The 23,317-nt window shown below is 63.6% G+C and carries 20 protein-coding genes; 6 read left to right on the top strand and 14 right to left on the bottom strand.

Translation table 11 applies throughout. The annotated features are described in order from the left end of the window. Positions 1-323: 323 nt before the first annotated feature. Positions 324-1,301, bottom strand: a complete 978-nt coding sequence (locus IVB12_RS07230; protein WP_247297298.1) for a hypothetical protein — start codon at positions 1,299-1,301, stop codon at positions 324-326. Positions 1,302-1,584: 283 nt separating this feature from the next. Next, the gene (locus IVB12_RS07225) at positions 1,585-2,367 is read right to left on the bottom strand and encodes a class I SAM-dependent methyltransferase (protein ID WP_247297171.1); all 783 of its coding nucleotides are present in this window, start codon (positions 2,365-2,367) and stop codon (positions 1,585-1,587) included. Between the two features lie 109 nt (positions 2,368-2,476). Here IVB12_RS07225 and IVB12_RS07220 point away from each other — a divergent pair, with 109 nt between their 5' ends. After that, positions 2,477-2,743 carry a DUF2312 domain-containing protein gene (locus tag IVB12_RS07220; RefSeq protein ID WP_025575662.1) on the top strand — a complete coding sequence of 89 codons (267 nt, stop codon included), beginning with the start codon at positions 2,477-2,479 and terminating at the stop codon, positions 2,741-2,743. A 121-nt stretch (positions 2,744-2,864) separates the two neighbouring features. Here the strand turns inward: IVB12_RS07220 and IVB12_RS07215 are convergent, their stop codons facing one another. The 5 genes from IVB12_RS07215 to IVB12_RS07195 form a co-directional block, all read right to left on the bottom strand. Further along, on the bottom strand, positions 2,865-3,380 hold the full coding sequence (locus IVB12_RS07215) for a ParB N-terminal domain-containing protein (RefSeq protein ID WP_247297160.1): 516 nt from the start codon (positions 3,378-3,380) through the stop codon (positions 2,865-2,867). Between the two features lie 32 nt (positions 3,381-3,412). Next, the gene (locus IVB12_RS07210; RefSeq protein ID WP_247297158.1) at positions 3,413-3,748 is read right to left on the bottom strand and encodes an ASCH domain-containing protein; all 336 of its coding nucleotides are present in this window, start codon (positions 3,746-3,748) and stop codon (positions 3,413-3,415) included. Positions 3,749-3,761: 13 nt separating this feature from the next. Next, the gene (locus tag IVB12_RS07205) at positions 3,762-4,895 is read right to left on the bottom strand and encodes a hypothetical protein (RefSeq protein WP_247297157.1); all 1,134 of its coding nucleotides are present in this window, start codon (positions 4,893-4,895) and stop codon (positions 3,762-3,764) included. Then, the gene (locus IVB12_RS07200) at positions 4,883-5,893 is read right to left on the bottom strand and encodes a Druantia anti-phage system protein DruA (RefSeq protein WP_247297154.1); all 1,011 of its coding nucleotides are present in this window, start codon (positions 5,891-5,893) and stop codon (positions 4,883-4,885) included. The genes IVB12_RS07205 and IVB12_RS07200 overlap by 13 nt, the downstream gene beginning before the upstream one ends. Positions 5,894-6,159: 266 nt before the next feature. Continuing rightward, positions 6,160-9,936 (bottom strand): vitamin B12-dependent ribonucleotide reductase, encoded by a 3,777-nt coding sequence (locus IVB12_RS07195; RefSeq protein ID WP_247297153.1) that lies wholly within the window; start codon positions 9,934-9,936, stop codon positions 6,160-6,162. A gap of 759 nt (positions 9,937-10,695) precedes the next feature. On the opposite strand from IVB12_RS07195, the gene IVB12_RS07190 reads away from it, so the two are divergent. After that, positions 10,696-11,592, top strand: a complete 897-nt coding sequence (locus IVB12_RS07190; protein ID WP_247297152.1) for a DMT family transporter — start codon at positions 10,696-10,698, stop codon at positions 11,590-11,592. A gap of 1 nt (position 11,593) precedes the next feature. Here IVB12_RS07190 and IVB12_RS07185 read toward each other — a convergent pair whose 3' ends face one another. The 3 genes from IVB12_RS07185 to IVB12_RS07175 form a co-directional block, all read right to left on the bottom strand. Further along, entirely contained in the window at positions 11,594-13,849 is a 2,256-nt protein-coding gene (locus IVB12_RS07185) for a CHASE3 domain-containing protein (RefSeq protein ID WP_247297151.1), read from the bottom strand. Beyond that, positions 13,846-14,268 (bottom strand): response regulator, encoded by a 423-nt coding sequence (locus IVB12_RS07180; RefSeq protein ID WP_247297150.1) that lies wholly within the window; start codon positions 14,266-14,268, stop codon positions 13,846-13,848. The genes IVB12_RS07185 and IVB12_RS07180 overlap by 4 nt, the downstream gene beginning before the upstream one ends. Before the next feature lie 226 nt (positions 14,269-14,494). Then, the gene (locus IVB12_RS07175; protein WP_247297149.1) at positions 14,495-15,160 is read right to left on the bottom strand and encodes a BA14K family protein; all 666 of its coding nucleotides are present in this window, start codon (positions 15,158-15,160) and stop codon (positions 14,495-14,497) included. A 241-nt stretch (positions 15,161-15,401) separates the two neighbouring features. On the opposite strand from IVB12_RS07175, the gene IVB12_RS07170 reads away from it, so the two are divergent. Continuing rightward, positions 15,402-15,812 (top strand): NADH:ubiquinone oxidoreductase subunit NDUFA12, encoded by a 411-nt coding sequence (locus IVB12_RS07170; protein ID WP_247277255.1) that lies wholly within the window; start codon positions 15,402-15,404, stop codon positions 15,810-15,812. 437 nt (positions 15,813-16,249) lie between these two features. Here the strand turns inward: IVB12_RS07170 and IVB12_RS07165 are convergent, their stop codons facing one another. Beyond that, positions 16,250-16,936: a DJ-1/PfpI family protein gene (locus IVB12_RS07165; protein WP_247297142.1), complete on the bottom strand. Its 687-nt coding sequence runs from the start codon at positions 16,934-16,936 to the stop codon at positions 16,250-16,252. Positions 16,937-17,027: 91 nt separating this feature from the next. On the opposite strand from IVB12_RS07165, the gene IVB12_RS07160 reads away from it, so the two are divergent. Beyond that, positions 17,028-17,966, top strand: a complete 939-nt coding sequence (locus IVB12_RS07160) for a GlxA family transcriptional regulator (RefSeq protein ID WP_247297297.1) — start codon at positions 17,028-17,030, stop codon at positions 17,964-17,966. 231 nt (positions 17,967-18,197) lie between these two features. On the opposite strand, the gene IVB12_RS07155 is transcribed toward IVB12_RS07160, so the two are convergent. Next, a complete protein-coding gene (locus tag IVB12_RS07155) occupies positions 18,198-18,935 on the bottom strand; it encodes a hypothetical protein (protein WP_247297141.1) in 738 nt (245 codons plus the stop codon). A gap of 499 nt (positions 18,936-19,434) precedes the next feature. Here IVB12_RS07155 and IVB12_RS07150 point away from each other — a divergent pair, with 499 nt between their 5' ends. Both IVB12_RS07150 and IVB12_RS07145 read left to right on the top strand, forming a co-directional pair. Next, positions 19,435-20,058, top strand: coding sequence for an NYN domain-containing protein (locus IVB12_RS07150; RefSeq protein WP_247297139.1), 624 nt, complete (start codon positions 19,435-19,437; stop codon positions 20,056-20,058). Positions 20,059-20,541: 483 nt separating this feature from the next. Continuing rightward, positions 20,542-20,679: a hypothetical protein gene (locus IVB12_RS07145; RefSeq protein ID WP_247297138.1), complete on the top strand. Its 138-nt coding sequence runs from the start codon at positions 20,542-20,544 to the stop codon at positions 20,677-20,679. 602 nt (positions 20,680-21,281) lie between these two features. Here IVB12_RS07145 and IVB12_RS07140 read toward each other — a convergent pair. Next, positions 21,282-22,289: a Na+-dependent transporter gene (locus tag IVB12_RS07140; RefSeq protein ID WP_247297136.1), complete on the bottom strand. Its 1,008-nt coding sequence runs from the start codon at positions 22,287-22,289 to the stop codon at positions 21,282-21,284. 11 nt (positions 22,290-22,300) lie between these two features. Next, positions 22,301-23,248, bottom strand: a complete 948-nt coding sequence (locus IVB12_RS07135) for an alpha/beta hydrolase (RefSeq protein WP_247297134.1) — start codon at positions 23,246-23,248, stop codon at positions 22,301-22,303. Between the last annotated feature and the right edge of the window lie 69 nt (positions 23,249-23,317).

Genomic DNA, 23,317 nt, shown 5'->3' with positions numbered 1-23,317 from the left:
GCTCGCGGCTCATGGCGTCAACATCAGCAAGGCGGAGCCCGTCAACGGATTCGGAATCGCATCCTCTCTGACATCCACGGTCGAAGGTACCGGATCATGAAGCGCAGCACAGGTACTCCGGCATCGTGATCGAGGACGACGATCGCCGGCACAGCGTGTCATACAAGGTGTTCTGGACCTTCACGTATCGGAACGGCACGACGCGGCAGGTCGAGCAGGGTATCGACTACACGTTCGTTTCGGCCGGTAGCTCGCAGAATGGCCCTATCCTACGGGCCTTAAATCCAATCGCGCCTTCGGAAAAAAAAGCCTGCCCTGCGGGCTCACCAATCCGGATAGCCGTAAGGTTCAACCATGTAGGGCGGCGGAGGCATCCAGGGGCCTCGCGGCGGTCTGGGCCGTCGGGGTTCGGCCGCTGATACATGCGGCCGGGCATGCGCAGCCGCATCGTTGTTCGTCACGCTTCGCACGACGGGCTTCGCGGCTGCAGACGCGGACGAAGCGGTGAGTTGTGTCTGCAGCGCCTGGACCTGCGCGGCGAGTCGCGCATTGTCCGCCGCATCCTTCTCCTGCGCCGCCTTGAGCTGTTGAATGGTGTCGGCCTGCTCACGCAGGCTCTGCTCGTTGCGGCTCTTCAGCTGCTCGAGCTTGCCGTTGATGCTCGCAAGTTCGCTCGTGATGGCCTTGAGCGATTGCGCAAGATCGGACGACGACGGGTCAGGCGCTGTGGCGTCAGGCTTTGGGGCGCTGTCCGTTTCCTTAGCTATCGGCGGCGCGGGCAGCGGGCTCGACTCGTCCGCAGCAGCCAGTTGCACTGCCGGCGGCTGCGCCGGACTTTCCACCACGGGCGGGGGCCTGCTCGCGGCCGACGGAACCCATCGTGCCATGATCGACGTGCCGATCGATTTGGCCTCATCGCGATATTGCGACGCGAAGGCGGCTCCGAGAAAGCCGATCGCCAGCACCAGGCCGACCAAAGCGCGCACCAGGGTCCGGTCTCCCTTCATGCCTTGATCGCGAACCTTGGCATCAGGCGCCGCCTTGTTTCCGGAAGTTGCGGCTGCCGTCGCACCAAGACTTGCGTGCGAGGCCCGCTGGCCTTCGCTGTTGCGTTCCATTCCGGAAACCAGCCGGTCCAGCCGCGCAAGGTCTTCCTCTGCGCTCTTGATCCGGTCATAGGCCCGCGCCAGCCCGCCGTCGGCGCGCGCCTCATCCGGCTTGGCGGTGTCAGGCTTGTCGGCACCAGGCTTGTGGGTATCAGGGCTGGGGTCGTTCGTTTCAGGCACCGATGCGCTCTCCATCCGGTCGGGCGTCAATGGGAGGCGGTCCGATCACTGCAAGGATAGGTCTCGCCGCTGTCCAACACAACGCGTGTGCAAAGGAAAAATTGTGGCGGGCTCGGGAGCGCGACGGAGCGAGGCCGCTAACGCCTCCGGCGCACGAATTACGATGCAAGTGCACTTAATTGACACCGACCAAGCGTGAATCGAGCCGAGATTCGGCAGGGCGGATGGCGGACGAATCTAATGCACTGTCACCGTGATTCCTGCGGGTTGTCATAGGAATTCCTGCCTCCCCACATCTTCAGCGCGGCTTGCGTCCGCTGATCGCGTGCGCGCGGGCGCTGCAGGTGATGCGGCCGTCCGTGTCGGCGGGCAGGCGCGCCCTCACGCGCTGCATGAGCGCGGCGACGTCGGCCGCCGGCATGGCCGCGATCACGGGTGCGGTGGAGGGGGCCTTCGTCTCCACATTCCAGAACTCGTCGAAATCGGCAAACGTCCGCTGCACGGTGATCTCCCGGGTCTCGATCTGCTGCAGCCCGGCCGCGCTCCAAAGGCCCTGAAGCGCCGCAAGAGTGGACACTTCCATATGCGGCGGACGCGTCGGCGACAGCCCCATCGCGTGCATCTCATCGAGGATCGGATCGAGCGGAAATCCGCCGCCCAGCATGTCCCACATGTAGGTCGCAACGAGGCCGCCGGGACGAACGATGCGCGCCAATTCCGCGACACCCTTCGAGGGGGTCCGCACGAACACGAGAACCAATGCCATCACCGCGGCATCGAAACTTTCCACCTCAAAGGGCAGTGCCATGGCATCGCCGGTTTGAAACACGGCCCCGCGCGCGCCGGGACGCCTGCGGGCAAACGCGAGCTGTCCCTCAGAGGGATCGATGCCCTGCACGTCGCTGGGCGCGCAGCGTGCAAGAATGAGCTCGGTGAAGGCGCCATTGCCGCAGCCAACATCGATCCAGCGCAGCCCTTGTGGTGGCCTAAGCCAGTCGAGAAAGATCTCGCCGACCGAACGGCTCCAGACACCCATCACCTGCTCATAGGCGGCGCCGTCATCGAAGCGAAGCTCGGGCATGGAACCGCTCCCTCGGCGCTTGTCAGCAGGCAATGCGCGGGCTGCGAGGTTAACACATTGGTCATTTCTTTGCGGGCATTTTCACGATCTCAGTCAGCAAAGAGGCACCATGTCCGACATCACCATTCCCGGCGGCAAGATCCGTTCCTTCGTCGAGCGGATCGAGAACCTCGACAGCGAAATGCAGGAGTTGAGCGAACAGAAGAAGGAAGTCTTCGCGGAAGCCAAGGGCGAGGGCTTTGACGTGAAAATCCTCAAGGAGATCATCAAGCTGCGCAAGGAAGACAAGAACGAGCGCGATGAGCGCGAAAGCCTGCTCGATCTCTACATGCGCGCGATGGAGACGGCGTCGCCGGAGCAGGCGAAAGCGGCGTGAGAGGATCGCGGTAATGCAAGGAGAGATAGCCGCGGCTTGCGGCTATCGATGCCCCAGAACGACGACGGGCTGATCGATTTATGATCGGGCTTTTGGTTCGATCTCGCTGCAATCCGGGCCATCAATAGCGCCCGCCGCTTCCCTTTTGCTGCGTGATCCAGTCCGACAATGTTTTCCGTGCCGATCCCGCAGTCCGGCCCGGCGATGCCTTCGGATTGTCGCGGACGCCTTTCATCGAACGGGTGCGCGGCGCTTGCGTTGCGCCAGCGCTCTTCAAGGCAGAAGTCGATGCGTCTGCGGCTTCCTTCTCGAGGCGTAATTGTTTCAATCGCGCCATCTTGATGCGCTCTGCCTCCACTTCGGGTCGTTCGGCGAGCTGCGGCTTGTGCTGAGCAAGCTCGGCCGGGACCAGGACACCGATGATGGTCGTCTCGCCGAGCGCCTTGCAGGCTTCGAGCCGATGCAGTCCCTCGACTAGAACGAGGCGGTCTCCGTCGCGCCAAACGGAAATGGGAGCCTGCTGTCCGATGTCCAGAATACTTTCCGCGATCTCCCCGACGACCTCGGGCTTGATGGTTTTCTTCTGCTTCGTGGGAACGAAGATCTTCTCGATCGGGAAGCTTTCCGGTTTGGGCATGACTTCACTCCGCTTCTACCGGGCCCGCGCAGCTACCCTGCAAGTTCAAACCTAATTGTGGTGATCGGCTGCTCTGGATCGATCTTTCGATAATATTTCTCAAGATCCTTCTGAAGCTCGGTGACGTTCTGAAAGCCCTCCCACTGCGCGTGCTGATCAGAAAGCGCCTTGTAGGGTTCAGTCGCAACCGAGATGACCTTGACTTTGAGCGAATTCGCTCCGTCGGTGAGGTCTATATTTTCCCCCTCAACTGCCGCGATGCCTAAACGGATCGTGGCCGTTTTCTTGCCCTCGCGAGCGGCCTGAAAATCCTCAACGCTCACCTTGATGCGCTTTTTATAGGTGAACTGTCTGTTCACGATAGCCATCTACTTCTCCGTGTTACTTTGCGCCTGGAAGCTTAAACTTGCCCGTAAGGGTGGAATAGGACGTGACGCTCAGTAGAACGCCAACCACCACCGAGATTATGCCCCAATCTATGTGATCTTTGGCCAGAACAGCGCCAATCACTACACCGGCCGCCCCCAGGACCCCTGATAAAACTCCCAACTTCATCCTCGACGGGTCCATCGTCGCGCGAAGATCCAGGGAGAAGTTGGGGCCGATCGGGTATTTCCCTTCGGGTGTAGGGCCTGTAGTTAGATGCAACTTGCAATCCTGCGGACGGAAGCTGTCGATCGCGGCGATTTGGCCTTCCACCGATACATGCTGAAATCTACGTAGCGGTAGCGATTTTCCTTTGAACGCGGAGAGGGGCTCTGCATCGCAAGAAATCGAGATCGCCCGCGGTTCTCCTTCTGGGGCGTTCGAATCTTCCTCCGCTTGGGGCTGTCGGCTTTCGACTTCGATGCCAACCTGATCTAGCCCATTTACGGTAAAGACGGACCGCGACCTCTTCAAACCGCTTGACGAGGGGCGCTCCTCGATGTGCGGCTTGATCCCGATCGCATCCTCACCAGATACGAGCTTCGCGACCCTCCAAAAAGAATCGCCAGCGAACTGCGAGGGCGCGACACCCAACTTGTTAATGATGGCAGCCCAATTTTCTGCATCGGCACCGGCCCGCAAACTGCGGAAGTGCTCGTCTCCTTCCGATACCGCGATCCACTTCGAGAAGGGCGCCTCATTGCCCTCAATCAACGGACGCAGTATCTCGGATAGCGCATGTTCGTTCGGCGCCGGGTAACCTTCCAACTGCAGGTCGATGTAATACTGATCGACGGAGAACGCGGCGCTGCGAAGTGTGGCCAGGCGAGTTCCAACCCATAACCCGTCAGCGAACGGTATCGTACCTGCCGGCGGGTCGCCGTTTTTTTGGTAACTCTTGGATTGTGCGTAGACCAGCAAAACCTGATTGCCGCCGCGCCGCGCTTCCATTTCCGCCAACGCCCGTGGCGAAAAATACTTCGTTCTGTAGTCGTATGGGATGACGCAACCTGCGGGCATAGCCAGCAAGTTATGTACATCCTGGTAATATTCCCGCTTGGTGCTGCTGTCGAAAATTACCCAGAACATCTAGTTCGCTTCCTCCGGCTAACAGGAATCGGCCCTGAACGGACGAAACTGCGCAAGGCTTCCTGACGACTTCCCGACACGACTGCCTTGGCCAGATACTTCGCCTTCCAATACGCTAGGATAGTCTCGATTGCCACTCCACGAGCCCTGCGTCCGCGGCCGGATCTCAAAGCGTCTAGATCAGCCGTATGGAGGACTCCCAGGTAAACACCCTTAGGGTAAGAGCTTTGCAAGATGGTGCTGGAGCCAATGCCGCAATTGCGCATTGCGACACGCAGCACATGGATCGGCCGAACAGACTTGGAGAATTCGCCCTCTGGCGCACTGACAAAGCCTGGCAGGAATGCGCGAGCAGCCCCGAGCGTCCTCGGACTAAATCCCAAGGTAGAATAACCGCTGGTCTGGCCGATGCGCGAGAACAATCCGCCTGGTCTTAGGCCGATCCGATTGAGGATTGCACAGTGCAGCCCCGTCGCAGAGGTCGCCACAACGCCCAGCAGCTCTGACCGATAACGTCTTCGGACCTCCCTGACCACCACGTCGCTCATGGCGAGAGAGGCGATAAGCTTGCCGCCCAGTAGGATGTTGTAGGGCGGCAGCGCCACAATGGTGGCTAAGTCCATCAGTCGGCGCAATCCGCGATCCTTCACGCCCTTCCGGTCAACGCCGGACCAATTCAAATAGGCGTCTCGAGCACCCATCGTGTACGGTCCGCTCGATAGCTCAAACACTCCCATCAGCCGCTTAGGCGCCTGCCCAACGTCGTAGACGAGACACCTAACTTGCCGCCCGACGCGATTGGTTGTCGGGACATGTTGAAACAGCTTGGCGTACCGGAATAGTTCGTGATCGGCGACGCTGCGGCAAATCTTAATCTCTGGATTGATGTCTTGGACCTGGATCGTAGCGTCGCCTAGAAGATTTAGGATCCCCTTGGCTTCCAGCCTCTCGGCGAACGACCGCTCCAGTTCAATTTGTTCAAACCTTAGTCCCCGCATGGCCCGCTCTTGGGCTTTGCGACTTGGCGCCGTTACTTTCCAATCAGATTTACCAGAAAGCCTGACGCGATAACCCGCCGCCTTCAGATCCTCGCGTAGGTTCCTCCGAAAGACAGCCTTTTTTGTCGGAGAACGGTGTCGTTGCTGCGCATTCGCTCTGAGCGTACTGGTTGATAGAATAAAGTCATGCTGCTGAATAGTTGTAAACCACGAGCAGGGTACTGCTCGTGGTTTACAGCGGCATGAGACCAGGCGGTTTATAACCGCTACGAACACCCCGTCGTGCTACCGCAAGTATCACACTTCATGCACGTGCCATTCCGCACCAGCGTGAAGTTGCCGCACTCCGAGCACATCTCGCCCTCGTAGCCCTTGGCCTTCGCTTCCGCGCGGCGCTCGGCCTTGCTGGGGACCGCGACCGTTCCGGCGCTGCCGGCCTTGCTCCACTGGAGCTGCTCGAGCTTCTCCGTGGGGGAGAGATCGTGGCTCGCTTCCTGCTTCAGCGCGACTGCGCCTTCGAGGGCGTCGCCGGCGCTCCGGGCGGTGGCGCCGTGGGAGGCGAGCGAGGTGACGCGGCTGCCGCCGGCAGGCGCGCTGTCGTTGCCTTGCGAGACCGCGGTCGAGCCGCCGCGCATCACGACCAGCTTGTCCGTGCGCGAGCGGGTAAGGCCGCGCGAGACCAGCTTGGTCGCGTGGTGGCCGCCGTCCTCGTCCGGCTCCTTACCTTCCTCGACGCCCTTGCCGAGCGCGTCGAAACCCGTCTCGTTGGGGTCGACGTGGGCGAGGTCGAAGCGGGACAGATAGCTCACCGCGAGCTCACGGAAGACGTAGTCGAGAATCGAGGTCGCGTACTTGATGCTGTCGTTGCCCTGCACGGGGCCCGCCGGCTCGAAGCGGGTGAAGGTGAAGGCATCCACATATTCGTCCAGCGGCACGCCGTATTGCAGGCCGAGCGACACCGCGATGGCGAAGTTGTTGATGAAGGAGCGGAGCGCGGCGCCTTCCTTGTGCATGTCGATGAAGATCTCGCCGAGACGGCCGTCGTCATACTCGCCGGTGCGCAAGTACACTTTATGACCGCCGACGACGGCCTTCTGGGTGTAGCCCTTGCGCCGATCCGGCATCTTCTCGCGCTCGCGCATCACGATGATGCGCTCGACCAGCTTCTCGACGATCTTCTCCGAGACCTGGGCGGCACGCGCCGCCATCGGCTTGTCGTAGAGCTGCTCGATCGCATCGTCCTCGTCCTCATCGTCGCTGATGAGCTGCGAGTTGAGCGGCTGGGAGAGCTTGGAGCCGTCGCGATAGAGCGCGTTGGCCTTCAGCGCGAGCTTCCACGACAGCATGTAGGCGGATTTGCAGTCCTCCACCGTGGCGTCGTTCGGCATGTTGATGGTCTTGGAGATCGCACCCGAGATGAAGGGCTGCGCCGCCGCCATCATGCGGATGTGGCTCTCGACCGAGAGATAGCGCTTGCCGATCTTGCCGCACGGATTGGCGCAGTCGAACACCGGATAGTGCTCGGCCTTGAGGTGCGGGGCACCTTCCACCGTCATCGCGCCGCAGATGTGGACGTTGGCCGCCTCGATCTCGCGCTTGGTGAAGCCCACGGCCTGGAGCAGGTCGAAGCCGGGGGCGGCAATGGCTTCAGCGCCGATGCCGAGCTGGTCGCGGATGAAGTCTTCGCCAAAGGTCCACTTGTTGAAGGCGAACTTGATGTCGAAGGCGGTCGGCAGGGCTTTTTCGACCTTGGCGATGGCTTCATCGGTGAAGCCCTTGGCCTTCAGGGTCGAGGCGTTGATGCCCGGCGCGTTGGAGAGCGAGCCGTGGCCGACGGCGTAGGCTTCGATCTCCGCGATCTCGCTCTCGCGATAGCCGAGCGCGCGCAGCGCTGCGGGGACCGCGCGGTTGATGATCTTGAAGTAGCCGCCGCCGGCGAGCTTCTTGAACTTGACCAGCGCGAAGTCGGGCTCGATGCCGGTGGTGTCGCAATCCATGACGAGGCCGATCGTGCCGGTCGGCGCGATCACCGTGGTCTGGGCGTTGCGATAACCGTGCTGCTCGCCGAGCTCAAGCGCCGCATCCCAGGCCGCCTTGGCATGAGCGACCAGGTCCCGCTGCGGGCACGAGGCGTGGTCGAGCGGCACCGGGTTGACGCTGAGCGCCTCATAGCCGGAGGACTCGCCATGGGCGGCGCGGCGGTGATTGCGGATCACGCGCAGCATGTGCGCGGCGTTCTTCTTGTAGCCAGGGAACGTGCCGAGCTCGGAGGCGATTTCCGCCGAAGTCTTGTAGGTGATGCCGGTCATCACCGCAGTCAGGGCGCCGCAGAGCGCGCGGCCTTCCTTGCTGTCATAGGGCAGGCCCATGGTCATCAGCAGGCCGCCGATGTTGGCGTAGCCGAGGCCGAGCGTGCGGAATTCATAGGAGAGCTCGGCGATCGCCTTGGACGGGAACTGGGCCATCATCACGGAGATTTCGAGCACGAGGGTCCAGAGCCGGCAGAGATGCTCGTAGCCCTCGACGTCGAAATGCTTCGTCGTGGTGTTGTAGAACGTCAGCAGGTTGGCGGAAGCGAGGTTGCACGCCGTGTCGTCCAGGAACATGTATTCCGAGCACGGATTGGACGCGCGGATGTCGCCGGACGCCTTGCAGGTGTGCCAGTCGTTCATCGTGGTGTTGAAATGCAGGCCCGGGTCGGCCGAGGCCCAGGCGGCGTGGCCGATCTTCTCCCAGAGGTCGCGCGCCTTCAGCGTCTTCGTCACCTTCTTGGAGGTGCGAGCCGTCAGATTCCAGTCGCCGTCAGTTTCCACGGCGCGCAGAAAATCGTCCTTCAGCGAGACCGAGTTGTTGGAGTTCTGGCCGGAGACGGTGAGGTAGGCTTCCGAATCCCAGTCGGTGTCGTAGGTGTCGAACTGGATGTCCTTGTAGCCTTGCTTGGCAAACTGGATGACGCGCTTGATGTAATTGTCAGGCACGAGGCTGCGGCGCGCGAGCTTGATCTCGCGGCGCAGGGCAGGGTTCTTCTCGGGGTCGAAGCAATCGTCGCCCGAGCCTTCGCAATTGACGCAGGCCTTCAGCACCGCCTTGAGGTGCTTCTGGTTGATCTTGGATCCCGTGACGAGGGCGGCGACCTTCTGCTCCTCCTTCACCTTCCAGTCGATATAGGTCTCGATGTCGGGGTGATCGACGTCGACCACGACCATCTTGGCGGCGCGGCGCGTGGTGCCGCCGCTCTTGATGGCGCCGGCGGCGCGGTCGCCGATCTTGAGGAAGCTCATCAGGCCGCTCGAGCGGCCGCCGCCGGAGAGCTTTTCGCCTTCGCCGCGCAGGCGCGAAAAATTGGAGCCGGTGCCGGAGCCGTATTTGAACAGGCGCGCCTCGCGGACCCAGAGGTCCATGATGCCGCCCTCGTTGACGAGGTCGTCACCGACGCCCTGGATGAAGCAGGCGTGCGGCTGCGGGTGCTCATAGGCCGACTTGGACTTGGTCAGCTTGCCGGTGAACGGGTCGACGTAATAATGTCCCTGGCCGGGGCCGTCGATGCCATAGGCCCAGTGCAGGCCGGTGTTGAACCATTGCGGCGAGTTCGGCGCGACCATCTGCATGGCGAGCATGTAGCGGAGCTCGTCGAAGAAGGCCTGGGCGTCTTCCTCAGTCGAGAAATACTTGCCCTTCCAGCCCCAATAGGTCCAGCAGCCGGCGAGGCGGTCGAACACCTGTTTTGCGCTGAGTTCGCTGACATAGCGCTCTTTCTCAGGCAGGGCAGAAAGCGCCTCGGTGTCGGGCACGGAGCGCCACAGGAAGGAGGGGACGGACTCTTCCTCGACCTTCTTCAGGCGCGCGGCGACGCCGGCCTTGCGGAAATATTTCTGGGCGAGGACGTCGGAGGCGACCTGCGACCATTCGGTCGGCACCTCGACGTTCTCCAGCTTGAACACGACCGAGCCGTCGGGATTGCGAATCTCCGACGTGGTCAGCCGGAAATCGATTCCCGCATAAGGTGACTGTCCCGAAGTGGTATGGCGCCGCTCAATCCGCATGGTCTTGCCCCGTCCTTAATATTTGACCGAACCGCCTCCATTCAGGCGTTCCGATCGACATTTCGCTTCGCGAGTCCCTTTGGCCGTTCGGGCTCGGGCATCGCAGTTCAGCCGGTGAACCCGGCCCTTGTTCTCCCGACGGGATTGCTCGGTGCGCGCACCTCACATCCGCCGGCATGTCCAGGCCCATCCGCCCCCAAGGGAATGAGCCCGACATGCGTTCAACGCCCCACCGTCACCTCAACCGTCGCCATGCGAGCCTGTTGCCGGCCCGTTCTGGCGTCCGAAACGTCCTCCATCAAAGGGCAGACAAGCCCTCATCCGCTGCCTTTGGCTGGCGGGCGGAGTGTCGATTTGCGAGACCCTTTGGGGGAGTGCCGGCGGGACGCAAACTCACTCGCGCCGAACGGACCGAAAGCTAGGACTCTCCGTTGCGCCCGTCAAGAACTAGTGCGAGTTCCTGAATCAAATACTAAATATGGTGGATTGTGGGGGATAACAGGGGTTTCGGCCGCGCCTGTTGTGGAGCCAAGTATCAGTGAGTCCTCAGGGATTCCCAACCGAAAAAATTTGCATGGTGCACTGTTTGCAACCCTTCATCCCGCTGTTCACAGGGCAGGTATATTTTTGGCCGATGGGATTGCGTCAGCGGGACTCACGTAGCCCTACGGAAGGTGAGGGCAGGCATGCCCGCCGAGGTGGTGGTTTGCGCAGCGAATCCGCGCCAAGCTGACCTTCGATTTTGCCGGACCAACCCCCATGCACGATTCGACCCGCCGGGATGCGCGGCCGCGCATCGCCCCGGCCGGCCTCATGTTCCTCGCGATCACCTCGATCGGTTGGGGCTTCAACTGGCCGGTGACGAAATTCCTGCTCGCCGAGCTGCCGCCGCTGACGCTGCGCGGGGTCACCGGCGTGCTCGGCGCGGTGCTGCTGGCGCTGCTCGCGGTCGTGCGACGGCAGAGCCTGCGGGTCGAGGGCGCGGTCTGGCCGCGCTTACTGACCGCCGCGGTGCTCAATGTCACCGGCTGGATGGTGCTGATGGGCCTGGCGCTGCTCTGGCTGCCGGCGAGCGAGGCGGCGCTGATCGCCTACACCATGCCGGTCTGGGCCTCGATCATCGCCTGGCCGGTGCTGGGGGAGCGGCCGACCCTCTTGCGCACGCTGGGGCTGGCCATGGCCTTTGCCGGCCTTGCCTCGATCATGGGCGGCAACGGCATTGCCGCCAGCGCGGAAAAGCTGCCGGGCATCATCATGGCGCTGTGCGGCGCGTTCGGCTTTGCCGTCGGCACGGTGTTCTCGAAAAAGTACCCGATCCGCCTGCCGCCGATCACGGCGGCGGCCTGGCAGATCGGAATCGGCTGCCTGCCGATCTCGATCATCGGCCTCCTGGTCGAGACCACGCATCTGTCGCGGGTGACGCCGCTCGGCTGGTGGCTCTTGGTCTATTCGACCGTGGTGCAGTTCTGCATCGCCTATGTCAGCTGGTTCGCCGCGCTCGCGCGCCTGCCGGCCTCGGTCGCCGCGATCGGCACCATGGCCGTGCCGGTCATCGGCGTCGTCGCCTCGGCGATCGCGCTCGGCGAGCCGCTCGGCGCGGGCCAGATCGCCGCGCTGATCTTCACGCTGGCTGCCGTGGTGCTGGCGACGCGTTAATTTAGGTTGCCGGCATCCCGCCGCCGAGCGCCTTCCGGATCATCGCGGCGAGCTGGTTGCGGCGGTAGGGTTTCGTCAGCAGCAACACGCCGTCGTCGAGCTTGCCGTGGTGGACGATGGCGTTGTCGGTATAGCCGGAGGTGTAGAGCACCTTCAGGCCGGGCCGGCGCCTGACCACCTCCTCGGCGAGCTCGCGGCCGCTCATGCCGCCGGGAATGACGACGTCGGTGAAGAGCAGATCGAACGGCTGGCCGGCCTCGATCAATTGCAGCGCGGCCCGGCTGTCGGCCGCGGCCACCGTCTTGTAGCCGAGGCTCTGCAGCTGCGCAGTGACGAAGTTGCGCACCAAGGTGTCGTCCTCGACCACGAAGATGGTCTCGGCGCCGCCTTGGGCCTGCGGCGCGACGGGAGTGGCCACGTCCACCGTGCCTTCGCCCGGCGGCAGATAGAGCTTGATCGTGGTGCCGTAGCCTTCCTCGCTGTAGATTTTGATGTGGCCGCCAGACTGCTTGACGAAGCCGTAGACCATGGAGAGGCCGAGGCCCGAGCCCTTGCCGACTTCCTTGGTGGTGAAGAACGGCTCGAACGCCTTCTGCTGGACCTCGGCCGGCATGCCGGTGCCGGTGTCGCTGACGGCGAGCATCACGTAAGGGCCGGGCCGGACGTCCGGATTGTTCTGCGCATAGGCCTCGTCGAGCTCGACCCGGTGGGCCTCGAACAGCAACTTGCCGCCGTTCGGCATGGCGTCACGAGCGTTGATCGCCATGTTGAGCACGGCATTGGTGAGCCGGGACGGATCGATATGCGCCGTCATCGGCCCCTGTTCCAGCACGGTCTCGATCTGGATCTGCTCGCCGAGAGTGGGGCGCAGGAGCTTTGCGATGTCCGCGACCGCGGCGCTGATCTCGACGTTGCGCGGCTGCAGCGGCTGCCTGCGCGCGAACGCCAGTAGATGCTGGATCAGGTCGGCGCAGCGCTCGGCGGCATCGTCGATCAGCCGCGCCGTGCGCTGGAGCTCGGGCTGGTCCTTCAGGCTCGCCACCAGCGTCTCCGTGTTGCCGGAGATCACGGTCAGCATGTTGTTGAAGTCGTGCGCGACGCCGCCGGTCAGCTTGCCGATGGCATCCAGCTTCTGCGACTGATAGAGTTGGCGCTCTGTCTCGCGCGAGGTGGTGGCGTCGTGATAAACCAGTACAGCGCCGGAGATATTACCTTGCCCATCCCGCATCGGCCGGCCGCTGATCATGAGATGGCGGGGAGAATTGTCGCCGTGCGGGCGGACGATCATCTCCAGCTCTTCGAACTGCTCGCCGCGCAGCACGCGCGTCGACGGCAGCTCGTCGGCCTTCAGCGGCGTGACGCCGTCGCCGTGAAACACATCCGACAGCGCGCGCAGATTGCGCAAATTCATGCCGGCGCGATGCAACAACATGCGCTCGGCGGCCGGATTGGATAGCAGGACGGTGCCCTCGGCATCGATGACCAGAACCGCCTCCGCCATGCTGCGAAACGTGCTCTGGAGCACGTTGACCGACAGGCGCAGCTCGTCGTGGGCTGCGACCAGATGCTCGGTGCGCTCGGCCACCGCTGCCTCGAGCGCCTCCTTGGCGGCCGTGGTCTCGGTCAGCGTGCTCTGGAGCGCGACCGTGGTCCGCCGGCTCTCGCGCATCACCAGCCCGACAAGGAGCAGGATCAGCACGGCGCCCGCAACGTCGATGCCGAGCAGCACGATGCCGGTGCGGCGCGAATCCTGGGAGCGCGCGGTGAGCAAGCGTTCTTCCTCGGCGCTCAGATGGTCGAGATTGCGCATCACCGTGTCCATGAGGCCGCGGCCCTCGGCCTTGCCGTTAAGCGCGGCAATGCCGGACTGGTCGTTCTCAGTGCGCAGGCGCATCGCCGCGGCGGCGATCTCGATCCGGCGCAGTGCCAGCGGCTCCGTGCCCTCCAGCAGCGCGACCTGATCGGGATGGTCGCGCACGTCGCGCTTGAGCTCGGCGAGGGCCGGCCCGATCCGGGCGCGGACTGCCTGGAACTCATCGCTGAAACCCGCGCTGCGATAGAGCTCGTAGCCGCGCGCGGCGCTCTCGGCACGGCGCAGCAGCACGCGCAGGTCGGAGATCTTCTTCTGCACCTGGACGGCTTGGTTGACCCAAGCCGCATCGGACCGCGACTTGAAGTCGAGGGCGATCGAGGCTGCGGTGATGATCAGGAGGATGGCAAGTCCAGCACCGAGAATGACGCGCTGCGTTGGAATCAAGGGGCTTCTTTCTTGTCCTTCGGCTGTGCGCTCTCGGCGGCACCGGCGAGGCATTCCCGGATCGTGGTCAGCAGCGCGTCCGGGGTGAACGGCTTGCGCAGGCAGCGGGTCGCGCCGAGCTCCAGCGCCATGCGGAGAAAGTCGGGGGAAGGCGAGGCGGACGAGGCGAAGGCGTAGCCGGACATCGCGATCAGCGGCGTAGCCGGCGCGCGCTCGTGAAAGATGCGGATGGACTCGAAGCCGCGCATGTGCGGCATGAAGATGTCGACCAGCATCACGTCGAAAGCCTGAGTTTCGAGCGCAGCCAATCCCGCTTCTCCGCCGTCAGTCAGCGTGACGTCGAAGCCCTGACGTTGGAGGAGGACTTCGATGGTCGCACCGACCATCGGATCGTCATCAACCACGAGAATACGCGGCATGACACTTCCCAGCAATCGAGGTCCCCACTGTGATGGTGATATCCGCGAATCGTAGGTCGGGTCAATTTTGGATTGGATGGCAAGGGGTATGCACGGCGCGGTGAATAAAGGTCCCTTTGAATGAAGCGTGGTCCGAAATAGGCGCGCAGCAAGTGAAGCGCACGACCAATACGAGAAAAGCGCCGCATCGCTGCGACGCCTTTTGCTTCAAATGCCACAGATCGGCTTACGGGCAAGGATGCCGCCGGCCGTCATAGCCGAGATACGTACCCGATGCCGGGTCGTACGACTTGTAGCGCTGTGCGCAATAAGTGGACGAGTCGCCGCCGCCGTCCGGCACCACGGCCACTGTTGGCTCATCATAATAGCTGTCGTAGTAATAGGGGTCGTCGTAATAGCCATAGCCGCCGCCGTAATAGGCGTACGAGCCGAGGCCGCCGATCGCCGCACCTGCCGCGAAGCCGGGCCAGAAGCCGCCGTGCCTATGATGCCAGTGGCGACCGCTCCAGTTGCCCCCGCCCTGCCAGTTGCCCGCGGTTGCGACACTGCGGCTGCCGCTGAAGGACGGCGACATCGCGGGGCGGCTCACCGTGCCGGCCGCGAAACTGCCACCGCTTGGACGCATCGCGGTGCCGGCCGCGAAACCGCCGCCGCTTGGTCGCATCGCTGCGCCGGCCCCGAAATTGCCGCCACCGCCCTGGAACGCGGCGCCGCCACCGCCCATGCGCGCACCGCCTCCGCCGAAATGAGCACCGCCGCCACCGCCGCCACCGCCGACATGGGCGCCGCCCGCTCCGACCACGGCGGCACGACTCTGCGCGAAGCTCGGGCTCGCCAAGGGAAGAACCAACGCCATCGCCGCGGCAGCACTCAGGTATTTCAGACTGTTCATGGTCAAACTCCTTTCCCGGAAGCAAACCCTATGAAAGCGTTGGGGTTCCTGGGATCACGCCGGTTTGCGTGCGAAAGAGAGCTTCAGCCGCTGCCGCTGTACCCGGGATGAATGGATCGCGGCCGCTTTGCGGCAGATCTTGCTCGGTAGCCGGATCTGCGGAGGCACCGACGGACCCTCCGAACTGGACATTTTGCCGTTCGGATGGCATCAGGACCCGAGTAAGCAGGGCCCTTGCCGCATGAAACAATTCTTTCTCAAGTTCTTCACCTGGTGGAATGGCCAGACGTTTGGCACCCAGCTCTGGACCAAACGGTACGGCGAGCTGGTCGGCCAGGACGAGCAGGGCAATCTCTATTATCGCACCCGCGGCGGGGCGATCGATCCGACGCTCGGCTTCGAGCGGCGCTGGGTCGTCTATAACGGCTATGCCGAAGCGAGCCGCATTCCGCCCTCGTGGCACGGCTGGATCCATCACGTCGTCGATGTGCCGCCGACCGAGACCAACTATCAGCCGCGCGAGTGGGAAAAGCCGCACCAGCCGAATCTCACCGGTACGCCGAAGGCCTACCGTCCTTCGGGCTCGACCCTTGCCAGCGGCCGGCGGCCGAAGGCGACCGGCGACTATCAGCCCTGGACCCCCGCCAACTGAGCGTCTGCCCGGACGCGAATCTTCATCGCGCCACTGGATGCACGCGCATCCGTCTCGTACCGCTGGGGACAACGGGAACAGCGGGGATGCCGCTTGCGCCGGCGTTGCGCTCCCGCCAGCGATGCGGCTCAATGGTCCCATCTTACGGAGATGGGAGACCATCGCGTTCGGTTCGGGCAACAGTTCGCGACTGTCCCGAGATGCAGCGGCCGCCGACCAGGACTCGATCGCGGAGATAGGCCCCCGGTCTGGAAGTTCGAAATCGCCCGATGGAATGTGCAGCCGCCGTAAGACAGGAAAGGCCGCTTGGGAAACCGAGCGGCCTTTTTCTTTGGGGGACCAGCACGAATTTCTTTGGGGGACCAGCACGAAGTGCGCGTGCCCCAGACGCAGCGCAGCGCTACATGTTGGGCGCGTCCGGGACGCGAGAGCGCAGGCTACGCCATCCGCTCCGCTGCGCGCTTCACCGCCTCGAGCCGCCGCGCCTGGTTTTGCGCGCCGCGTTCGCGGAGCAGGGCCAGCACCTCGGCAGGCGCGGTGTCGGGCGAGCCTGAATTGAACGGCGGGGCGGGATTGTATTCCATCTGGAGCTGGATTGCTTCCGCCGTGGTGCGGTCGACCAGGATCGAGACCAGCGTCAGCGCGAAATCAATGCCGGCGGTGACGCCGCCGCCGGTGATGCGGTTGCGGTCGATGCAGACGCGTGTCCTGGTCGGCGTTGCGCCGAACTGGCCGAGCATCTCCATCGCGCTCCAATGGGTGGCGGCGCGGTAGCCCTTCAATAGGCCGGCGGCGCCGAGCGCCAGCGATCCCGTGCAGACCGAGGTGACGTATTTGGCGCCTTCGGCCTGCCAGCGCAGGAAATCGAGCACCTCCTCGTCGTTGAGCAGGTCGTTGGTGCCGCCGCCGCCGGGCACACAGATGACGTCGAGTTGCGGGCAGTCGGCAAAGGTCGTGGTCGGCGTCAGCGTCAGCACGGAATCGCTCGGCACGGGCTCGATCCGCTTCCAGATCAAGTGCAGCTTCGCGCCCGGAAGCATGGCGAACACCTGCAAGGGTCCGGTGAAATCGAGCTGGGTGACGCGCGGAAACACCAGGAGTCCGATCTGGAGCGGTGACGACATGGGAGCCTCCGAGAATGAGCTTGACGCCGGCAGGATCGCATGGTGCCATTCCGTCCGAAATGGCATAATTCCCTCAATTTCGGACATGACTATGATCGGCATCCTGATCTTCCCGGATTTTCAGTTGCTCGACGCGGCAGGCCCGATCTCGGCATTCGAGGTCGCCGCGCGCTGCACCGGCATGGCCCCCGGCATTCGCGTGCTGGCGGCGAAAGCGGGGCTCGTGCGCAGCTCGTCCGGAGTCGAGATGATGGCGCGCGATTTCAAGCCGGCGAATGCGATCACGACCCTGGTCGTGGCCGGCGGCGTGGGCGTCGCGGACGCCGCGCGCTGTGAGGTCACGCGCGCCTTCGTGCAGCGGCTGGCGCGGCGTGGCGTGCGGGTCGCCAGCGTCTGCTCGGGTGCCTATGTGCTGGCCGAAGCCGGCCTGCTCGATGGGCGCCGCGCCACCACTCATTGGGGGCGGACGCGCGATTTCGTCGCGCGATATCCCAAGGTGAAGTTCGAGCCGGACCAGATCTTCACCCGCGACGGCAATGTCTGGACCTCGGCAGGCATCTCCGCGGGCATTGATCTCGCGCTCGCGATGGTCACCGAGGACCACGGCGAGGAGATCGCGCAGCAGACCGCGCGCCAGCTCGTGCTCTATCATCGCCGCAGCGGCGGCCAGTCGCAATTCTCCTCGCTGCTGGAGCTGAAGGCGCCGAACGGCCGCTTCGGCGCGCTGTTGTCCTGGGCGCGCGAAAATCTCGATGCGCCGCTGACGGTGGAGGACCTTGCCGATCGCGCCGGCATGAGCGCGCGACATTTCGCCCGCGCCTTTGCCGCCGAGACCGGCACGACGCCATCCAAAGCAATCGAGCGGTTGCGGCTCGAAGCGGCACGCGAGCGCGTGCAGTCCTCGCGCGAGGCGATCGAGCTCGTCGCCGAAGTGACCGGATTCGGCGACCCCGAGCGAATGCGGCGCGCCTTCATCCGCGCCTTCGGCCAGCCGCCTCAGGCGCTGCGGCGCGCGGCACGGGCAGGTTAGGGCGCGCGAGGGCGGGACCTCGCCGTGTGCGGTCCAACGCATTGGCATTTGAAAGGCGGCGGATACCGTGCCTGAGACGTCGGCGCGAGTTCTCGAAGACGTGCGGAATGTTTGCGGCCGTCACGCCGCCGGCGCTGCCGTCGACCTCCTCGAGATTGAGTCACCGATCAGGCGGCGCGGCAGCTTCGCATCCGCCTCCTCCGCCTGGTGTGGCCCCGGGCGCTTCGTTCCTCAACTGCGCAACAGCACCGCTTCGCGCAGCGCACGGCTCGAGCTTAAGACAGAGCCGATTCCCAGGACCATCAGCAGCAAGCCCAGCCAGGTTGCTGTCCAACCCTTTCCTTCATGGCCCGCCTCCGCAGGGGGCATGCCCACCGGAATAGCCGGTGGCACCGAGGCGGCGGCCGCGTCGCGTACCGGCGCGAGGGGCTTCTCCACGTCAATTTGGAACGGCACGGAATGCTCGGACGTGTACTGGCCGGTGGGAAGATCCGTGAAAGGTGCGGCTGGCATCACGGCCGTCGTGCCCGTGCCGACAACGAAGGCGGCATCAGCCACCTTGACTTCGCGTGCAGGCGGCATCGGCTGGACCCCCTCTGCCGGTGCGGAGCGTTGCAACTCCGCACGTGCATCAACCACCGGGCTGCGCCTGAGCCGCGCGGCTTCGTTCTGGTCGGGATTGGCGCCGCGGTTGGCGACGCGACGATGCGCCGGCTTTTGCACCCGCGCGACACCCTCGGCCAGGAACCAGCATTTGCGGTGGCCGTCCCGCCGATAGACCCAGTGTTGGCCGGCGCCGGTCGAGTCGCCGGGCCGCGGCAAGCATTCCGCTTGCACGGGAGGGCTTGCCGCGGGCTCGCGCGAAGCGTTACCGAAAAGGTCGGCAAAAGGGTTGGAAAACGCAGGTGTCGCTGCAAGAGCTCCAACAAGAACCAAACTCGTCAAGCAAAGCCGCAAATAACCGGACATCGAAAACTCCCGGTGTTGCGCCCCCCTACCAGCTCGACCCTTCGCGGCAAGATGGGCCGCGATGCGGCTCAAATTTGGCAGCGCCATGGATTCATTGTGTACCCGCTGGGAGATCCTGGGCCGAATCCAAACCCGCTCCAGCATCTCCCGCTTGCAAAATGCAGTGGCCAGCTCATGTGGTTGAGCCCCTCCTGCCGCCAGGCGGGTGGGGCTCAATAGGTCTGCGGAAATGGCGCACGGAAGCGCATAAGGATTTGATTGCAGCAGTTGCGGGCAGGTCGAGAATACCCGGGCCGCCCAATCCATGCAGATGCGCTGTCTCATCCGAGACGTTTGTTCGTGCTTTGGATATTGCGAATTAATCTTCGGCTCACAGCAAATCGTTTGAAGGCTAATGATCGCCGGTATAGCATGGGCCTTTAAAGGGGTTGAACGTGCCGCCTTCGTTAATGTGCACTCAGCCCGCGGCATGCCACCTCGTCCCAGAAGTCAAGGCATCATGTCATCTTCCAACCGGATTGCGCTCTTCATCGACGGAGCCAATCTCTATGCCACGGCCAAGACGCTCGGCTTCGACATCGATTACAAGCGCCTGCTGAAGGAATTTCAGAGCCAGGGAACGTTGCTGCGGGCGTTCTATTACACCGCCATCATCGAGGATCAGGAATACTCCTCGATCCGTCCCCTGACCGACTGGCTCGACTACAACGGCTACACTGTCGTCACCAAGGCGATCAAGGAATTCATCGACGCCTCCGGCCGCCGCAAGGTCAAGGGCAACATGGACATCGAGCTCGCCGTGGACGCCATGGAGCTCGCCGAGCATATCGACCAGATGGTGCTCTTCTCGGGTGACGGCAACTTCCGCTCCCTGGTCGAGGCCGTCCAGCGCCGCGGCGTGCGGGTCACCGTGGTCTCCACCATTGCCAGCCAGCCGCCGATGATCGCCGACGAGCTGCGCCGCCAGGCCGACGTCTTCACCGACCTCGTCGAGCTACAATCCAAGCTCGGCCGCGACCCGTCTGATCGCCCGGCACCTCGCGAGCGCGAGTTGCGCTATCGCCCGGCACCAGGTCAGACCATCACGGGGCCCAAGGGAAATGATAGCTTGCTCGAGGAGTGAGCTGCGAACGAGACCGTTGGTGGAATGGCCGCTGGTAAGGCTCGGGTGCCGACGCACATGGTCGTTCTTCGAGCTGGGCGCAGAGATGAGCATGGCGAATAAGCCCGGCATTTGCGCCGGGCTAAATCGCCAATAAGATTCAGGTTCTCAGCAACGGATCAATTAGAGAGGAGTTCGCGGGTGGCAGTCGGTTCGGTTTCTGACATTAGGATGCTCGCTCACGAGCTTGCATAGCTGTGTTGCCGCCCAGCTCGCTCCCGCGGGGAGGCGCGATCGGGCGGAGATGCGCAATCGGGGCGCAACACGACCTAGTACCGAAGCATTCGAAATTGATGTGAAGCCAAAAGCGAAAATAGTTCACGCGCGGCACGGTGTCAGAACCAAATTAACTGCGACAAAATAACAAATTTAGTTATGTTCGATAATCGTGATGACTCCACCACAAAATAAAAAAATATGTTGGGGAAAACACGGGAGGTTGGAATGGAAGCTGCCCGCCGCTTTCGCGCAATGGCGTCACTTTGCCGGCAGACTGCCGCGCTTTATCCTGAGAGAAGCTGGAAATTGCTCGCCGAGGCAGAGTACTGGGAGCATCTGGCGACTGCAGCTTTAGCTCACTGAGTTTCGGCCGCGAATATTCACTTCCTTGGTGTTCTTGGTGTTTTCGTCGACTTCTGAGTTCAAATCATATTCTGAGGCAGCAATGTCCAGCACTGGTCAGGTTTATACTTGCGCTGTCCTGCGCGAACGTCTGCAAGCGATCGTGGCGGAGCTTAGAGAAGTGGAGACGCTTCGAAGAAGGCTCCGAAACGTAGAAGCGAGAACAATCGGCCGAAGACGGCGTGCCAAAGTGGGCCGCAGATCAAGAGCCGTTTGAGGACGCTCAGTCACCGCAACATTGAACCCGCATTGGACTCACTCAGGACTTCGACGTGCGGTTACTCGCGCATAATGGAAAGCAGCGAGACGAAAGCGGGACGAAGTTTGGCCTCCGCCCCAGTCTGCCCACTGTTAGGAGCCGTGGCAGACGCTTCGCCGGCGGCCTGCGAATTAAAGGTATAAGCAGGCTATGTGGGATTTAAACAGTTAAACAGTGGCCCGCGTAACTGGCGTTGTAGCCGAATGCTGCACTGAAAGTCTGATTCGGGGTACAGAGGACATTCGCAGCGTGGGCCCCGGTCCAATTACGCGCGGAAGCAGACATCCTGGATTATGCGCACTGCTTAGGTAGCGCTACTTGCCGTTGCTCCGTCGGAAGTATCTGCGCGCGCGGTCAATCGCCGCGCGATCGGCATCAGCATGTACGGCGCAAGATGAATCGGAAACTGCGTCAGCGCGAAATAGAGCCAGGTCGACGCCGGCAGCGCGCCGGCGGTTGCTGCCAGCATCAGGCCCAGATTGCGCTGGGACACCATTAGGCCGATCGCGAAGGCGCGTTCGGTGCCGACGCGACGGAAGATCAGCGTCGTCACGGCAAGCAGGGTGAAGTAGACCATAAACGCGAGCAGCGCGACGGCGATCGTGAAGAGGGGATCGGCGACGAGGTCGGTGGCGACGTCGCCCATCACCGCAGAGGCGAACACCAGCAGGATAATGATGTTGAGGCCGTCGATCGGCCGCTTGTGGCGCTGGATCGTGTCGGTGCCGAACAGGCGACGGATGGTCGTCGCGGCAAGCAGAGAGGCAGCGAGGATGCCGAGCAGCTTGAGGCCGAGCGTCAGCGGCGAGATGCTGAGCATGCCGCCGAGAAAGAGGCTCGCGAACAGGGACGCCGTGAAGGGCACGAGCGCGGTCGAGGTCACCAGCGTGACCAGCACCAAGGTGGCATCAAGGCCCATCAGCGCGGCGAGCGCCGGCGAGGCCATCATCGGCGAGGCCGTGCCCTGGAGCATCAGCGCAAGCGCAAGGCCGGGCGAGCTAGTGGTGAGCCCGGTCACGTAAGCGGCGAGGGCGACGATCAGCGGCACGCCCATCGTGGTCCAGGCGGTGGCAGCTGCGACCAGCGCCGGCCGGCGCAGATGTCCGTACAGCGCCACGAGATCGACGCGCATGAAGGAGATGCAGAGCAGAAGGAAGATCGCCTCGGTGACATAGGGGCGCAGCAGCGCGCCGAGCGGCGGCACGGCGACGGCGATGAACACGATGGCCGCCACCGCGCGGGTGCCTTGGCCGCCGAGCCATGTCAGCCCGCGCAGGGGGAGGGCGAAAAATGATCGAAGAAGAGAGGCCATGCAAACGGCGTTCAGCCCAATGCTTTCAACCACGCGCCGATCTCGCGCGCGGCGACATTGGCCTCTCGCAGCAATTTTCCCATGGTGAAGAAGCCATGGAATTGGCCGGGATAATGCTTGTAAGTGACGGGCACGCCGGCCTGCTTGAGGCGCTCGGCGTACTCGGCGCCTTCGTCGCGCAGGGGATCGGCACCGGCGGTGAGTACGTAGGCCGGCGGCAGGCCGGCAAGGCTCGTCGCGCGCGCCGGCGAGGCGCGCCAGTCATGGATGTCGGCGGCGCCGTTGAGATAGTGGTCGCGGAACCAGCGGATCACCGAATGGGTCAGCAGCACGCTGGTCTCGGGCTCGCTGTGGGAGCCGTGCGTCATGGCGAAATCGGTCGCCGGATAGATCAGCACCTGTCCTGCGAGCGCGGGACCGTTGCCGTGGCGCGCGGCGAGCGCGACGACCGCGGCGAGATTGCCCCCGGCACTGTCGCCGCCGATCGAGAGGCGCGAGGCGTCGATACCGAGCTCGCGCGCATTGGCGGCGACCCATCCGGTCGCGGCGATAGCGTCCTCGGGTGCGGCGGGAAACTTGTGCTCAGGCGCAAGGCGGTAGTCGACCGAGATCACGATTAGCGCGCCCTCGACCGCGAGCTGGCGGCAGACAACGTCGTGGGAGTCGAGATCGCCGATGACCCAGCCGCCGCCATGGAAGAACACGAGCGCCGGCGACAGGCCGTCGTGCCGGCGCGGCTCGTTCGGAACATAGAGGCGCGCCGGGATCACCCCATGCGGCGCCGGGATCGCGAGCTCTGCGACGCGGGCGAGCTCCGGCGGCTCGGGGTTGGTGGCAAAGCGCGCCTGCGAATAATAGGCGCGCGCCTCCGGTGCGGTCAGGGTCTCGTAGGCCGGGCGGCCCGCCTCCTGGAAGGCCTTGTAGACGGCAGCAGCATCGGGATCGAGCACAACGGGCATGGGCAGCGGCCTTCTGGGTTTCCAGTTCTGGTTGGATGTCGTTTCGCACGGCGATGCCCGCCTCCCGGG

It is taken from the genome of Bradyrhizobium sp. 179 (assembly GCF_023073535.1).
Taxonomy (GTDB): Bacteria; Pseudomonadota; Alphaproteobacteria; order Rhizobiales; family Xanthobacteraceae; genus Bradyrhizobium.
The sequence above is the reverse complement of the archived record's forward strand: the minus strand, read 5'-3'. Positions and strand labels throughout refer to the sequence as shown.